The organism is Anoxybacillus flavithermus (genome assembly GCF_002742685.1).
Classification (GTDB): domain Bacteria; phylum Bacillota; class Bacilli; order Bacillales; family Anoxybacillaceae; genus Anoxybacillus; species Anoxybacillus flavithermus_E.
Map to the genome: position 1 here is coordinate 266,523 of NZ_PEDM01000001.1, position 13,114 is coordinate 279,636.

Genomic DNA, 13,114 nt, shown 5'->3' on the forward strand with positions numbered 1-13,114 from the left:
CGTATACTTTTAGACTATTTTTCCATTAAATTGAAATAAGCATAAACGATCCGTCTTTTTTCGCATACTATTCGTATCAAATCGAAAGGAAGATGCGATATGCCTTATACATTTGTCGAATATTCCGTTCCTTTGTACTATGAGACGATCGGAAGCGGAACCCCAATCGTGTTCATTCATCCCCCCGGCATGGGAAGTGTAACGTTTCACCGTCAGCGCAAGCTTTCTTCTTCATTTCAAGTCGTCACATACGATTTAAGAGGAAATGGAAAAAGCGGAAAAGGAAATAAGCCGATGACAATGGATTTATTAGCAAGCGATTTGCATGAGTTGTTCAACCATCTCGAACTGAAAGAAGCGATTGTTTGTGGCTATTCAAACGGTGGTTCGATTGCCCAACATTTTGCGTTGCAATATCCGCATCAAGTAAAAGCGCTTATATTAATTGGCGGGTTTTCAGAAGTATGTACGCCGCTATTGTACGGGGAATTTTTCATGGGGATTTATGCGGTAAAATGGCACGGATTGTCTTTTTTAGCGAACGTACTCGGCAACGCGCACGGCATAACGAAAGAAGAACAACAAATGATTGCTGACTACGTTCGGTTAAGCGACCGAAAGCGCTTGTATGAAATGTACGTCACAAGTCTTCATTACCGTTCCACCGAGCGATTACATGAACTTCGTTGTCCTATTTTACTTATATACGGCGCCCACGATTATTACGTTCATGCGTATGGTCGTATCTTTCAACAACATGCCCGTGACGTTCGCATCGTCTATGTGGACGGGGCACGACATCAAATTCCAACGAAACATTACAAAGAGCTTAACCTCATCATTCGTTCATATTTTGCATAAGGAAAGCTGACGGTTATTTTCCGCCAGCTTTTTCTTTTAAATCATCGCGAACCGTTCCTTCCCATCGCTCGACGTTTGCGTAATACGCTGCGCGGCTAATAAGATGCGCCGCCACAGGAGATGTCATAAAAATGAAAACGATGCCAAGCAATAGACGTGAGTTGAAATGGTTATTTTCAATGAAAAAATGCAAAAATGCGCCAAGTAAAATACACATGATGCCAAGCGTCGTACTTTTACTGATCGCATGGCTGCGCGTATATACGTCCGGCAACCGAATCGCGCCAATAGCAGATAGAAGGGTTAACACCGCCCCGAGTAAAATGAGCGCTGCGACAATCACATTAGCGATCGTTCCCACGTTCGATAACAACCCCTTTCTCTAAAAACTTCGCAAACGCCACCGTTCCAACGAATGCTAAAATGCCGATGAGCAAAATGACATCTAAAAACGCACTCGTATTTAACAACATGGAAACGATCGCAACCATTCCCGCGAGCGTAATGCCCATCGCATCAAGCGCAATAATACGATCGGCTGTGCTTGGCCCTTTGACAACGCGATATAAAAAACCGATCATGGCGAATGACAAGATGACGAGAGCGATGTTTAAAATCATTTACTCACCTCCATAATCGTTTTTTCAAACGATTGTTTAATGCTTTCAATGGCTTCATGTACATCTGGGCTATTTAACGCGTGAATATATAACGTGCTTCCATCATCTGATACGTCTAAAACGAGCGTGCCGGGTGTCAATGTAATGAGCATCGCTAAAATCGTAATTTCCCACTCTTTTTTTAACTCTGTCGGCAAAGCAAAAATGGCTGGCTGAATCGTTAACGAACGTTTCATGACAACTTTTGCAACAGCAATGTTTGATAAAATGAGCTCTTTGAAAAAGATGAACAGCAATTTGACAATAACAAACACCGGAACGAGATAAAAACGAGAGTGGAAAAAGCGACGCAAGATGAAAATGATAAACAACCCAATCATATACCCGATGATAAATGATGCCCCGTCAAATGAAACGGTTAAAAACATCCATACGAACGCTAAACAAACGTTTAATAAAATTTGAAATGCCATCTTCTCTACTCCTTTAACACCGCTTGAATATACGTACTCGGATCGACTAACACGTTTACTGCGTCGAGAACAAATGGGCGAACAAGCTCGATGCCGATGCCGTATGCAACAGATAAAACGAGCAGAAACAACACCGGAACAAATCGTCCATCTAATCGCTTTTGTTCAAATCCTTTTTTCTCGCCCCAAAAACCGTTCATAAAGATTTTCATGACCGAATATAGCACAAGCAAACTCGACAATAAAATGACGATCGCTTCAAAAATGAGATGCGTATCGAAGCTTGCTTTCACAATTAACAACTTGCCGATAAATCCACTAAATGGCGGAATGCCTGCGAGCGATAACGCGGCGATAAAAAACGCCCAACCGAGAAGCGGATACGATGTCATTAACCCAGAAAATGAACGAATATCGTTTGAACGAGTGATGGAAAAGACGATGCCAACGAATAAAAAGAGCGTGGCTTTCATGACCATATCTTGCAGCAAATAAAAAATCGTTCCTTCTAAACTTTCTGGCGTCATAATGGAAATGCCGAAAATCATGACACCGACTGCGGCAATAATATTATAAATGACGATGTAACGCATATCGTTGTAGGCGACTGCTCCAATGACGCCGATTACAATCGTGCCAAGTGCAAGCCAAGCGAGCAACGTATGCGTATACGCCGTATCATGCGTAAACAACAGCGTAAATGTACGAAGGATGGAATATACCCCTACTTTCGTCAACAATCCACCAAAGAGTGCTAGCACCGGTGTCGGCGGGGCATAATATGCACCCGGAAGCCAAAAATATAAAGGAAAAATGGCGCCCTTTAATCCGAATACGATGATAAACAACACCGCAATGACCGTTAAAATCGGCGATGAGCCTAAAGCGTTGATGCGATCAGCTAAATGCGCCATATTTAACGTTCCTGTTACCGCATATAAATACGCGACCGCCACGACGAATAACGCGGATGAGATGACGTTCACGAGCGTATATTTAATCGTTTCTCGCAATTGCATTTTCGTGCCGCCAAGTACAAGCAGCACGTAAGAAGACATGAGCATCACTTCAAAAAAGACGAACAAGTTAAACAAATCGCCTGTCGTAAATGATCCGTTCACACCGACGAGCAAAAATTGAAAAAACGAATAGTAATAAAACGTTTCTCGCTCTTTGCCAATGGCGTAAAACGAGTACACTAAACAAGCCAGCGCGATGACGCTCGTCGTCAACACAAGCAATGCGGATAGAGAATCCGATACGAGCGTAATGCCAAATGGCGCAGGCCAATTTCCGACGTTCAACGTTTGAATGCCATCTGTATGCACGCGATAAAGCAATGCCCCGCTTGCGACGATTAAACTCATTGTTGCAACCATCGAAACAGCGCGTTGCCAAAACACGTGCTTCGGAAAGAAAATAAGAATAATGGCCGTTACAAGCGGAATGAGAATGGGCAAAAGCAGAAGGTTACTCATCTCCCTTCATCCCTTCCATATGATCTGTTCCAATTTCTTGGTATGAACGATACGCTAATACTAAGAAAAATGCAGTTACCCCGAAGCTAATGACGATCGCTGTTAAAATGAGCGCTTGCGGTAGCGGATCGACGTATTGCGCCGCTTTTTCTCCTAAAAGCGGTGGGGCACCTACTTTTAGCCCGCCCATCGTCAACAATAACAAATGAGCGCCATGGCTAAGCAATCCGGTACCGATAATAATGCGAAGCAAACTTTTGCTGAGCAACAAATATGTTGCAGCAGCAAATAAGCAACCGATGACGACAATCATAAGCAGTTCCATTAGTCGCTCTCCCCTATCGTTTCAATAATAATCATCGTCACACCGACGACGACGAAATATACACCTAAATCAAACAATACCGCGGTATGAAGCGACGTATGGTCAAGCAATGGCAATTGGACGTATGCATACGCATGCGTTAAAAACGGTCGATCGAGAAATAGGCTGCTTATTCCTGTTCCGACCGCAAACAACAATCCGATCGCCACAAGCCATTTGTAATTAATAGGAACCATTTTCCGAACGGTCTCAATATCAAATGCTAAAAGCAACAAAACGATCGCTCCAGCTGTCATTAATCCGCCGATAAAACCGCCGCCCGGATAATAATGACCTGCAAAAAACAGTTGAACGGAAAACAGCACGATGATCGGCGTGACAACCGCTGTTGTCGTTCGTAAAATAACATCGTTTCGTCTCATCGTTCCTCCTCCTTCGCAAGCCGCAATTTCACCATCGCATAAATGCCTAAGGCAGCAATGGCTAATACGCATATTTCGAACAACGTATCAAAGCCGCGAAAATCGACTAAAATGACGTTGACCATATTTTTTCCAGCCGCTTTTTCATACGTATTGTCCACGTAATATTGGGAAATGGAATCAAAATGTTTTCCAGCATACGCGAAAAAGGCAATGACGCTCATTGTCACTCCAACCGCAAGCGAAATAAGGGCATTCCCTAAGTTAAAACCGATGCTTTCTTGCTTTTGGCTAAACTTCGGCAAATGATAAAAGCAAAGCAAAAAGAGCGCAACAGAAATCGTTTCAATCACAAGCTGTGTCAACGCTAAGTCAGGTGCGCGGAATAAAACGAAAAATAACGCAACCGCATAGCCAACTGCCCCTAACGAGACGATCGCTGTTAAACGCGATTTTGCAATGACGGTTGTGACTGTTGCTGCCAAAATGCCTGCCGCTAAAACGACTTCATACACACGAACGTTTGCTAAGCGAGTTAAGTCGATGTTCCAATGTTCATGCCAACCGATCGTAAACAAAAGCAAAACAACGAGCGATGTAAAAATGTACATCAAGTATGTGCGTATTGAGCCTGTCATGATGCGCGATGTGAACGAACGAGCGCCTCTTTCCATCCAGACGAACGATTGATCGTACAAAAAGTTCAGCGACATCCGTTCGGATAAACGACAATATATTTTTTTCCATTTTGGAAACGTACGATATAACACTAAACCAAACAATAATACGCCGATCGTCATAAACAATTCTGGTGTAAAGCCGTGCCAATGGGAAATATACACATCAAGCGCTTCATTTGGCGTAAACAATCCGTATAGCACCGCATATACGGCCGGGGCTAGTACGGAGTCGGATAATACGTTTGGCACGATTCCAATGAAAATAACGAGCAATGCTAACACGATTGGTGCAATAAGCATGCCAATTGGTGCTTCATGCGCGTCTTTTTTCAATACATGCGGCTTATATTTCCCAAAAAACGTTCGACTCACTAAAAGCGCACTATATAAAAATGTAAATATGCTTGCGACCCATGCAACGACAGGCAGCACAACCGCCCATCCTGCAACATCTTTTGCGCGCAACATCGCAGTAAAAAACATCTCTTTACTTAAAAAGCCGTTAAACGGTGGTAACCCTGCCATCGACAGCGAGCCAATGAGGGCGATCGTAAACGTAATTGGCATGATCGTCATTAAACCACCGAGACGACGAATGTCGCGCGTTCCTGTCTCATGATCGACAATCCCGACGACCATAAACAAACTTCCTTTAAACGTCGCATGGTTAAATAAATGGAAAATAGCAGCTAACACCGCGACCATAAATACATTTTCATCCATCCAACTGTAATGAAACGATAGCCCACCGACTCCTAACAAAGACGTAATTAAACCGAGCTGACTGACCGTTGAATACGCTAAAATCGCTTTTAAATCCGTTTGTTTTGAGGCTAAAAACGACCCCCAACATAACGTTACAAGCCCAACGAACACAATCGTCCACACCCAAACAGACGACACGGCGAAAATCGGCGTCAAACGAGCAATTAAATAAATACCTGCTTTCACCATCGTGGCAGAATGTAAATATGCACTGACAGGCGTTGGCGCTTCCATCGCATCAGGCAACCAAATGTAAAACGGAAATTGCGCTGATTTCGTAAAAGCACCAAATAAAATAAGGAAAAGTGCGGGGATAAAAAGCGGATGTTCCGTTAATGGTGTATGCACAAGTTCACGAATGTTATACGTTCCACCTGCGACCGCAAGCGCAACAAATCCCCCGAGCATAAGTAGCCCGCCAAACATCGTAATCAGCATTGATTTTTGCGCCCCGTAGCGTGAACGATCGCGCGTATACCAATAGGCGATCAATAAAAACGAAGAAATAGACGTCAGCTCCCAAAACACATATAGCGCAATTAAATGGTCGGAAAGGACAACGCCAAGCATCGCTCCCATAAATAAAAGCAAATAGACGTAAAAGTTTCCGAGTTGCTCTTTTCCTTTTTGTAAATAATAAATCGAATAAAGAACAACGAGTGAACCGATGCCAGTAATAAGTAGCGCAAACAATAAGCTTAATCCGTCCACATATACGTCAAATGAAATATGAAGCGACGGAATCCAATGCAACGTTGCGCTCATCGCTTTGTATTGACGCACGTTATCCATGTAAGATAGGAAGTAAACAAATAGCGCAATCGGCAACGGCAAGACGAACCATCCGACATGAATGGAACGAAACAATTTGTACAAAAACGGAACGAGTAGCGCCAACAAAAATGGCGCAAACATCGCAATATGTAATGTCGGCATAACAATCAACCCCCTTCTGACATAACCATCCTCTTTTTATACGTCCCACATGTATAAAAAGTTTCACTTTTTTTCAAAATACATAGTAAAAATGACGAAAGGAGCGACGTGATGGTTCTTCTTTTTATGATTGCCATGATGGTCGATCACTATGAAACCGCAAGCAAAAAAATAGAGCCTTCCATTTACGTCACCGTAAACGAAAAGCCCGATCAGCCATTTCAACCGAGACAATATATTCGAAAAAGAGAAAAAGAGAAGAATGAAACAAAATAGCTTACAGTTCGCTCGCTAGCCCTTCCAATTCATCAGCAGATGCCGATACGTGCGTCATCGCTTCATAAATTTCGCTCACCGCTTGTACGCATGCTTTCATTTCATCATCAATACGCACGTTATATTGGCAAATTCGGTCAAGCGCTGACGCAAATTCATCAAAAAACGTATACACCGTTTCGATTCCGTTTGTACTTTCGGTCACCGAAAGCGATGCCTGTTCAAGCGATTGCGACATCGCTAAAAGATGATGATGAATATCGCTAAGCACGCGAGAAACGTCAGCGACCGATTGTTTCGTTTGAGTCGCCAGTTTTCGCACTTCGTTGGCAACGACCGCAAACCCTTTGCCATGCTCTCCCGCGCGCGCCGCCTCAATAGATGCGTTCAATGAGAGCATATTCGTTTGATCGGCAATCGATGTGACGAGGGAAGCGATATGTTCAATTTCTTTCATCGCTTGTTGAAGCTTGTCCATATTCGCTTCAATTTGTTTCATTTTTTCGTTCATTTGCAACATCTTTTCAACTTGCATTTGCAACTGTTGTTTTCCTTGCTTCGATTTTTCCGCACTCGCTACGGCTACCGTAGACGCTTCTTTCGCCGCTTGCGAAATGCTCGTTGCTTGTTCGTTTAACGATGAAACGGAAGCGCTTACTTCACCGGATGCGTGACTTAACTGTTGCAACGATAATTTCACTTGTTCTTTCATTTGTTGTTTTAACGTCTCCATTTGTAGACGGAGCAATTCGTTTTCTCGTTCATATTGTTCGAGAACAAGTTGTTGTTCAACGTTTAACATTTTCGAAACTGTTTTCATGACTGCAATGACATACGATTGTTGAGGCAATTGCTCTAGCATCACCGCTAAAATTTCCTCAAGCAAATGTTGAAATGAAGCAATATACCATTTTGGCTCTAAGCCGATGCGCACGTGCGCTTGAGCAACGCGACGTCTTTTTTCAATAAACGCTTCGTCAATGTTTCCACGAAACATTTCTTTGACATGCACCGTTAATGTTTGTTTCAACCGCTCAATTGTGCTATGTTGTTGAATGATGGAAAGCAAATAGCTTTCTTTTTGGAGTGCGCCGTAAAAGGCGTCAACGATGCGCGCAATGTTTGCTTCGATATACGGCTGAACATATCGTAAAATAGCGACATCTTTTGTCGTCATGCCGATGAGCGCAAGTTGCCGTTCGACTGTTCCTTCGTTTAGGCGAATGGGCTCTTCATTCATTTGTAAAATCGCTTCAAGTTGTACATCGCGCTCGTCTTGTTTTCGTTTAAACAAAATAAAAACCCCCTTAACTCACATAAACAACTTGCCTATATGTTTATGTTAGCAGACAAAAAATAAAAAGAAAACACCCATTTAGCTGGGTGCTTTCCATTGTTCGCCTAACGTGCGGATCGAGTCGATGACCGCATCTAATTTTCCTTCGATCCGATGCAGTAAGTAAAACGTGACGGCAATCGGAAAACCGACATCGGAAAGAAGCGACAAATAGGCTTCCATCTTTCTCATCCCTTTCGCTGTCATATACATAATAAGGTGTCCCAACGCACCGGGACACCTTTCATCATTTATGCAAACGTCCATTCTGTGACTGTTGTGTCAATGAGGCGCGCGCCTTTTTTTGCAATCAGATCGCCTCCACTTGATGGAAAGACGTTCGCCGCAATGATCACATCCATCACATTGGCGACTTGCGTTTGTGTCACATCATCACGCGGGGTATCAACGCTTAAACGAATCGTCTTTCCTTCTTCATTAACAAACTGTAATTCAAGCGTTTTCATTCGTTATCCCTCCTATTCGCCTAATACATGCACATCGTTGCGATACACGTGAACGAGCGGAGCGCTTTGCAAAGATGCAAGCGCTTGGGCGACAGAGACGAGCGAGCTTTCCGTTGCGTTCGGTTTAATCGTATACGTTTTATTTTTATATAGCGGTTTTCCCGTTTCTGTTACGCCCACTTCAAACGTTAAACGAAGTTGGGAACGTTGAAGCATGCCTCTCCCCTCCTTTCACCTATTACTATCGCAACGATAAAGGCGAAAGGTTAGGAACTACATCCATTTTTCTGCCCACACTTGCACCGCTTCCATCACGATGTGTAAATCTTTCCCTTTTTCAGTTAATTCATATTCAATGCGCACAGGCTTTTCAGGGTAAACGTGGCGAACGACAATGTGTTCTTCTTCTAATTCTTTTAATCGTTCCGTTAACATTTTTTGGCTAATTTCTGGGATGCTTTCCGCTAAATCTTTAAAACGAAGCGGTCCGCGAAATAAAACGTGAATAATTAACCCATTCCATCTTTTTCCGAGCAGTTGAAACGCTGCTTCAATTTTCGGACAAACATGCGAACGTTCCATCAATCATCACCCTATGCATGAAATTTGACAAACTTATTGTAACTAAATTAATATAATTATCGTAACTAACAAAAAGTAAGTAATTTTATTTTTGTACATTTAAGGAGGAAATATATATGATTTCAATTATGGAACAACGTCAATCGATTCGGAAATACGATCCGAATGCTTCGATTTCGAAAGAACAACTAACAAAAATTTTACAATTAGCGACAAAAGCGCCTTCTGCTTGGAATTTGCAACATTGGCATTTCGTCGTCATCTCTGGAAAAGAAGCGCAACAAAAGCTTCTTCCGATCGCTTACAATCAACAACAAATCGTTGATGCATCGGCGGTCGTTGCGGTACTTGGCGATTTACAAGCAAATAAAAAAATAGATGCCGTATATGACCCGCTTGTCGCACAAGGAAAAATGACAAAAGAAGTGAAAGAAACGCTCGCCAAACAAATTGAAGGAGCGTATACAAACGCACAATATGCGCGCGATGCTGCGTTAACGAACGCTTCGTTAGCTGCGATGCAACTCATGCTTGCCGCAAAAGCTGAAGGGTTTGATACGTGCGCGATCGGCGGCTTTGACCCACAAGCATTTATGAAAGAGTTTCACATTTCTGACCGATACATTCCGGTGATGCTCATTACAATCGGTAAAGCAAGCGCGCCAGCCCATCCTTCTCTTCGTTTACCAGTAGATGAAGTCACGACATGGGTAGAGGAATAAAAATGACCCGTTTTAAGACGGGTCATTTTTATATGTTGGTAAGATGATTTCAACCCGTGTTCCTTTGCCGACTTCGCTTTCAATTTGCATCGTGCCTTTATGTTCATGAACGATTTTCATGCTCGTCGTTAACCCAAGCCCCATTCCTTTTTCTTTTAACGTATAAAACGGTTCGCCAATTCGTTTTAAACGCTCTCGCTCAATCCCTTTTCCTGTATCTTCGATGATGACGTGGACGCGGTCATCTTTTTCTTTCGTAGAAATGGCGATTGTTCCTCCCGTTGGCATCGCTTCTAATGCGTTTTTGATGACGTTGACAAACACTTGAATGAGCTCGCTTTTGTCGCCGTATACGGTTGTCGATGTGTGCGGTTCGTATTTTATTTGTACATTTTGCAAAATCGCTTCGTACGTAAACAATCCGACAACGTAGTCAACAACGTCGTGTAAAGCGAGCGGCTTATACGATTTCATTTGCGGTTTCGCAAGCACGAGAAGTTGGCTCACGATTTGATTGACGCGCTCAATTTCATCCAACATAATTTGCACGAAACGTTCATCTACTTCTTTCGTTTCTTTCATCATTTGCAAAAAGCCTTTAATGGACGTTAACGGATTGCGAATTTCATGAGCGATGCCTGCTGCCAACTCACCGATGACGGATAGTTTTTCTTTTTTCAACAATAGCTGCTCAGCAATTTTTTGTTGTGTAATGTCGCGTCCGATGACGACAAGTCCTTTTCGTTTTCCGTTTTCATAAAATAACGGCACTTTAATGACGTCAAACGTTTTCATTTCTCCGTTTGGCGTCGGAAACGATTCTTCTGCACGCGTCACCGTTTTTGCCCGCCACGCTTCTTCATCGGAATCAATGCAGTAAAGCAACGCTTCGCGAAAATGAGGAGTGTATTCCGCAAGCTCGGCATCGGTTTTTCCTTTATAATCGACATGTTCAAGCCCGTATAGCTTTAAGCCAAATTCGTTTACTCTGAGCCAACGTCCTTGTCCATCTTTAAATGATACGAAATCAGGCATCGCATGAATGAGCGTCAACAGCTCTTGTTCGCTTTCGCTCATTTGTTTTAATTCGCGATGTTTTTTAAAAGCGATATACATAAATACGGCAGATAAAATGACAAACATAAACCCTTTAAACGTTTGAACATATGGCACGATCTGTTGCGGAAGCGGCAACTTTTCTACATAAAAATCAGTCAATACGATCCAAATGGTGCTGACAATCACATAAATGACAATAGCGTATTTCATCTAGCAACGAAACCTTTCTTACATTTCTCTCATCCATTGGGCAAGCTTCATCGCAAGCGGCGAAACATGCTCTTCTTCTAACACGTTCGCAAGCGACTGTTGTAAACGTGATTCGATATGAACGAAATCATCATAGGTAACATAAATGGACCATTCCAAATACGGAATCGCAACAACGATATATTGTTCTTTTTTATTTTCATAAATGTATACGTTTTGTTGAGAAGAATGTGGGTGAATACATACTTTTCTTATTTTCATCTTGCTCATGCCTTTCCATTTTTTATTATCATAACACAAAATTTTTCCATTGTTCAAAACATTTTTTCGGAAAATCCTTTATTTCCTGCCTGTTTTCCCCCCGATTTTTTGTATTTCCTTAAGGGAAATGGTGTATATGCGAGACGTAAATGGGCGATTTTTCTCCGTTTTGTCTTTCGCATCATACAAGCGTTTTTGTTAGGCTAAATGTACCGCGGAATAACTGAGGGCGCGCCTTCAAGAAAGGGATATATATGTCTTTTGAAAAAATTGTTGACGAATATCGCCCGCTCATTTCTTATATGATTCGCAAGTTGCACATTCGCCGTCATGTCGATGAATATATGCAAATCGGTTTAATCGCGCTTTGGGAAGCATATGAGCGATACGATGAAACGAAAGGCTCCTTTTGTACGTTCGCGTTTAAAATGATCCGGTGGCGCATCGTATCACAGCTGCGCAAAGAAACGAAAAATGTATATGTTCCGTTGCCAGAAGAATATGTGCTAAAAGAAGATGTCGATTTTTTTGCCAACATCGTATGGGAAGATGCGCTGCAATATTTAACGCCGCGCGAGCGCATATGGCTTATTCGTCATGTGATCGAAGAAAAAACGTTAAAACAAATTGCCGATGAAGAAGGAGTAAGTATAAACGCCGTAAAACAATGGCGCATGTCCGCCGTCAAAAAGCTAAAACGATACGTTAGCTGCGCGGCTCATCCATGTAGTAATACACAACGTCTCCACCGCGCTGCGCCACGCCGCGAAAATGTTTAAAATCGTCTTGTTGGACGAGCACATGACGAAACGTTAAAAAATGTTCTTTTTTTATAAGCACGTGCGGAATGTCTTTTGTACGCAATTGTTGCAACAATTGTTTTGCTTCTTGTTCAGTCATCATCATCCCTCCCTCTTTGTTTTAACGTCCTTCAAGATCCATGTCAATACGATGTGCGAATGCCTAATTTTGTCATATCGACACACGTCTATAAAAAATACACATACAATGTTGGTGGATTCTAAATAAAAGAAAGGAAGATGAACGATGAATAACTGGAATATGTATGAAGATTTTCGAATGGACCAACAAATGATGCCTCAACAAATGCAACACACGATGCCATATATGATGCCACAACAAATGATGCCAAGCGATTGTGGATGCGGCATGCCGATGGGTTCGATGTGGCCGATGGGACCAATGGGACAAATGATGCCACAGCAAATGCAGTACATGATGCCACAGCAAATGCAACCTATGTCACAAATGCCGCAAATGATGCCACAGCAAATGCCGCAAATGATGCCGAACGGCTGTGGTGCGCCGATGTGGCCGCCAATGCCAATGCCATACGGACCGCAACGTTAAAAATAGTTGAAAATGCCCTTTACGAACGAGGAAAAATCATGCAAAATAGAAAAAAGGTTTAAAAATTCAAAAGTAAAGGGGATTTTCAATGAAAAAAGCGCAAATTGGCGACGTCATTGAATTTAAAAATGGGTTGCGGGGAATTGTAGAAAAAGTCAATGAAAATTCGGTCATTGTCGACTTAACGTACATGGAAAACTATAAAGAACTCGACTTGCAAGAGCGGACGGTCGTCAACCATAAAAATTACAAAATTGTTGAATAACGAAA

21 protein-coding genes are annotated in these 13,114 nt (G+C 42.4%); 6 read left to right on the top strand and 15 right to left on the bottom strand.

All coding sequences use genetic code 11. The annotated features are described in order from the left end of the window. Positions 1–99: 99 nt before the first annotated feature. Positions 100–861, top strand: coding sequence for an alpha/beta fold hydrolase (locus CS060_RS01385; protein ID WP_035046787.1), 762 nt, complete (start codon positions 100–102; stop codon positions 859–861). A 13-nt stretch (positions 862–874) separates the two neighbouring features. On the opposite strand, the gene mnhG is transcribed toward CS060_RS01385, so the two are convergent. Genes mnhG through CS060_RS01420 form a run of 7 tightly spaced genes read right to left on the bottom strand, consistent with a single transcriptional unit; the run spans position 875 to position 6,560 of the window. Continuing rightward, positions 875–1,222 (bottom strand): monovalent cation/H(+) antiporter subunit G, encoded by a 348-nt coding sequence (mnhG, locus tag CS060_RS01390; RefSeq protein ID WP_257211096.1) that lies wholly within the window; start codon positions 1,220–1,222, stop codon positions 875–877. Beyond that, positions 1,206–1,481, bottom strand: a complete 276-nt coding sequence (locus CS060_RS01395) for a Na(+)/H(+) antiporter subunit F1 (RefSeq protein WP_035046790.1) — start codon at positions 1,479–1,481, stop codon at positions 1,206–1,208. The genes mnhG and CS060_RS01395 overlap by 17 nt, the downstream gene beginning before the upstream one ends. Then, positions 1,478–1,954 (bottom strand): Na+/H+ antiporter subunit E, encoded by a 477-nt coding sequence (locus CS060_RS01400; protein ID WP_035046793.1) that lies wholly within the window; start codon positions 1,952–1,954, stop codon positions 1,478–1,480. The genes CS060_RS01395 and CS060_RS01400 overlap by 4 nt, the downstream gene beginning before the upstream one ends. Positions 1,955–1,959: 5 nt before the next feature. Next, positions 1,960–3,432 carry a Na+/H+ antiporter subunit D gene (locus CS060_RS01405; RefSeq protein WP_099668609.1) on the bottom strand — a complete coding sequence of 491 codons (1,473 nt, stop codon included), beginning with the start codon at positions 3,430–3,432 and terminating at the stop codon, positions 1,960–1,962. Next, entirely contained in the window at positions 3,425–3,757 is a 333-nt protein-coding gene (locus CS060_RS01410) for a Na(+)/H(+) antiporter subunit C (RefSeq protein WP_035050778.1), read from the bottom strand. The genes CS060_RS01405 and CS060_RS01410 overlap by 8 nt, the downstream gene beginning before the upstream one ends. Next, on the bottom strand, positions 3,757–4,179 hold the full coding sequence (locus CS060_RS01415) for a Na(+)/H(+) antiporter subunit B (RefSeq protein WP_035050779.1): 423 nt from the start codon (positions 4,177–4,179) through the stop codon (positions 3,757–3,759). Before CS060_RS01415 ends, CS060_RS01410 begins: the two co-directional genes overlap by 1 nt. Further along, entirely contained in the window at positions 4,176–6,560 is a 2,385-nt protein-coding gene (locus tag CS060_RS01420) for a Na+/H+ antiporter subunit A (protein WP_099668610.1), read from the bottom strand. Before CS060_RS01420 ends, CS060_RS01415 begins: the two co-directional genes overlap by 4 nt. Positions 6,561–6,671: 111 nt before the next feature. Here CS060_RS01420 and CS060_RS13995 point away from each other — a divergent pair, with 111 nt between their 5' ends. Then, positions 6,672–6,836: a hypothetical protein gene (locus tag CS060_RS13995; RefSeq protein WP_180271032.1), complete on the top strand. Its 165-nt coding sequence runs from the start codon at positions 6,672–6,674 to the stop codon at positions 6,834–6,836. Position 6,837: 1 nt separating this feature from the next. Here CS060_RS13995 and CS060_RS01425 read toward each other — a convergent pair whose 3' ends face one another. From CS060_RS01425 to CS060_RS01445, 5 genes are all read right to left on the bottom strand, one after another. Beyond that, a complete protein-coding gene (locus CS060_RS01425) occupies positions 6,838–8,130 on the bottom strand; it encodes a globin-coupled sensor protein (RefSeq protein ID WP_035048165.1) in 1,293 nt (430 codons plus the stop codon). Positions 8,131–8,211: 81 nt separating this feature from the next. Further along, positions 8,212–8,355 carry a YvrJ family protein gene (locus CS060_RS01430; RefSeq protein WP_082180276.1) on the bottom strand — a complete coding sequence of 48 codons (144 nt, stop codon included), beginning with the start codon at positions 8,353–8,355 and terminating at the stop codon, positions 8,212–8,214. 68 nt (positions 8,356–8,423) lie between these two features. Then, positions 8,424–8,639, bottom strand: a complete 216-nt coding sequence (locus CS060_RS01435; protein WP_035048163.1) for a DUF2922 domain-containing protein — start codon at positions 8,637–8,639, stop codon at positions 8,424–8,426. A 12-nt stretch (positions 8,640–8,651) separates the two neighbouring features. Beyond that, positions 8,652–8,855 (bottom strand): DUF1659 domain-containing protein, encoded by a 204-nt coding sequence (locus CS060_RS01440; protein ID WP_004891408.1) that lies wholly within the window; start codon positions 8,853–8,855, stop codon positions 8,652–8,654. A 57-nt stretch (positions 8,856–8,912) separates the two neighbouring features. Next, positions 8,913–9,221, bottom strand: coding sequence for a winged helix-turn-helix transcriptional regulator (locus CS060_RS01445; RefSeq protein ID WP_035048160.1), 309 nt, complete (start codon positions 9,219–9,221; stop codon positions 8,913–8,915). A 116-nt stretch (positions 9,222–9,337) separates the two neighbouring features. Between CS060_RS01445 and CS060_RS01450 the strand changes: the two genes are divergently transcribed. After that, positions 9,338–9,943, top strand: coding sequence for a nitroreductase family protein (locus CS060_RS01450; protein WP_035048157.1), 606 nt, complete (start codon positions 9,338–9,340; stop codon positions 9,941–9,943). Between the two features lie 12 nt (positions 9,944–9,955). Here CS060_RS01450 and CS060_RS01455 read toward each other — a convergent pair whose 3' ends face one another. After that, positions 9,956–11,212: an ATP-binding protein gene (locus CS060_RS01455; protein WP_035048153.1), complete on the bottom strand. Its 1,257-nt coding sequence runs from the start codon at positions 11,210–11,212 to the stop codon at positions 9,956–9,958. Between the two features lie 18 nt (positions 11,213–11,230). Then, a complete protein-coding gene (locus CS060_RS01460) occupies positions 11,231–11,482 on the bottom strand; it encodes a YueH family protein (RefSeq protein ID WP_231563606.1) in 252 nt (83 codons plus the stop codon). Positions 11,483–11,727: 245 nt separating this feature from the next. Between CS060_RS01460 and CS060_RS01465 the strand changes: the two genes are divergently transcribed. Beyond that, positions 11,728–12,252, top strand: coding sequence for a sigma-70 family RNA polymerase sigma factor (locus CS060_RS01465; protein WP_035048147.1), 525 nt, complete (start codon positions 11,728–11,730; stop codon positions 12,250–12,252). On the opposite strand, the gene ykzS is transcribed toward CS060_RS01465, so the two are convergent. After that, positions 12,179–12,373: a protein YkzS gene (ykzS, locus tag CS060_RS01470; RefSeq protein WP_035050857.1), complete on the bottom strand. Its 195-nt coding sequence runs from the start codon at positions 12,371–12,373 to the stop codon at positions 12,179–12,181. The genes CS060_RS01465 and ykzS overlap by 74 nt on opposite strands. 147 nt (positions 12,374–12,520) lie before the next feature. Here ykzS and CS060_RS01475 point away from each other — a divergent pair, with 147 nt between their 5' ends. Next, entirely contained in the window at positions 12,521–12,844 is a 324-nt protein-coding gene (locus tag CS060_RS01475; protein WP_035048144.1) for a hypothetical protein, read from the top strand. 88 nt (positions 12,845–12,932) lie between these two features. Then, a complete protein-coding gene (locus CS060_RS01480; protein WP_003396733.1) occupies positions 12,933–13,109 on the top strand; it encodes a YkvS family protein in 177 nt (58 codons plus the stop codon). The last annotated feature ends 5 nt before the right edge of the window (positions 13,110–13,114 follow it).

Coding starts and splice junctions, on each gene's coding strand:
- CS060_RS01385 (WP_035046787.1), top strand. CDS start 100: ATGCCTTATACATTTGTCGAATATTCCGTTCCTTTGTACTATGAGACG.
- CS060_RS01395 (WP_035046790.1), bottom strand. CDS start 1,481: ATGATTTTAAACATCGCTCTCGTCATCTTGTCATTCGCCATGATCGGT.
- CS060_RS01400 (WP_035046793.1), bottom strand. CDS start 1,954: ATGGCATTTCAAATTTTATTAAACGTTTGTTTAGCGTTCGTATGGATG.
- CS060_RS01405 (WP_099668609.1), bottom strand. CDS start 3,432: ATGAGTAACCTTCTGCTTTTGCCCATTCTCATTCCGCTTGTAACGGCC.
- CS060_RS01410 (WP_035050778.1), bottom strand. CDS start 3,757: ATGGAACTGCTTATGATTGTCGTCATCGGTTGCTTATTTGCTGCTGCA.
- CS060_RS01415 (WP_035050779.1), bottom strand. CDS start 4,179: ATGAGACGAAACGATGTTATTTTACGAACGACAACAGCGGTTGTCACG.
- CS060_RS01420 (WP_099668610.1), bottom strand. CDS start 6,560: ATGCCGACATTACATATTGCGATGTTTGCGCCATTTTTGTTGGCGCTA.
- CS060_RS13995 (WP_180271032.1), top strand. CDS start 6,672: ATGGTTCTTCTTTTTATGATTGCCATGATGGTCGATCACTATGAAACC.
- CS060_RS01430 (WP_082180276.1), bottom strand. CDS start 8,355: ATGGAAGCCTATTTGTCGCTTCTTTCCGATGTCGGTTTTCCGATTGCC.
- CS060_RS01435 (WP_035048163.1), bottom strand. CDS start 8,639: ATGAAAACGCTTGAATTACAGTTTGTTAATGAAGAAGGAAAGACGATT.
- CS060_RS01440 (WP_004891408.1), bottom strand. CDS start 8,855: ATGCTTCAACGTTCCCAACTTCGTTTAACGTTTGAAGTGGGCGTAACA.
- CS060_RS01445 (WP_035048160.1), bottom strand. CDS start 9,221: ATGGAACGTTCGCATGTTTGTCCGAAAATTGAAGCAGCGTTTCAACTG.
- CS060_RS01450 (WP_035048157.1), top strand. CDS start 9,338: ATGATTTCAATTATGGAACAACGTCAATCGATTCGGAAATACGATCCG.
- CS060_RS01455 (WP_035048153.1), bottom strand. CDS start 11,212: ATGAAATACGCTATTGTCATTTATGTGATTGTCAGCACCATTTGGATC.
- CS060_RS01460 (WP_231563606.1), bottom strand. CDS start 11,482: ATGAGCAAGATGAAAATAAGAAAAGTATGTATTCACCCACATTCTTCT.
- CS060_RS01465 (WP_035048147.1), top strand. CDS start 11,728: ATGTCTTTTGAAAAAATTGTTGACGAATATCGCCCGCTCATTTCTTAT.
- ykzS (WP_035050857.1), bottom strand. CDS start 12,373: ATGACTGAACAAGAAGCAAAACAATTGTTGCAACAATTGCGTACAAAA.
- CS060_RS01475 (WP_035048144.1), top strand. CDS start 12,521: ATGAATAACTGGAATATGTATGAAGATTTTCGAATGGACCAACAAATG.
- CS060_RS01480 (WP_003396733.1), top strand. CDS start 12,933: ATGAAAAAAGCGCAAATTGGCGACGTCATTGAATTTAAAAATGGGTTG.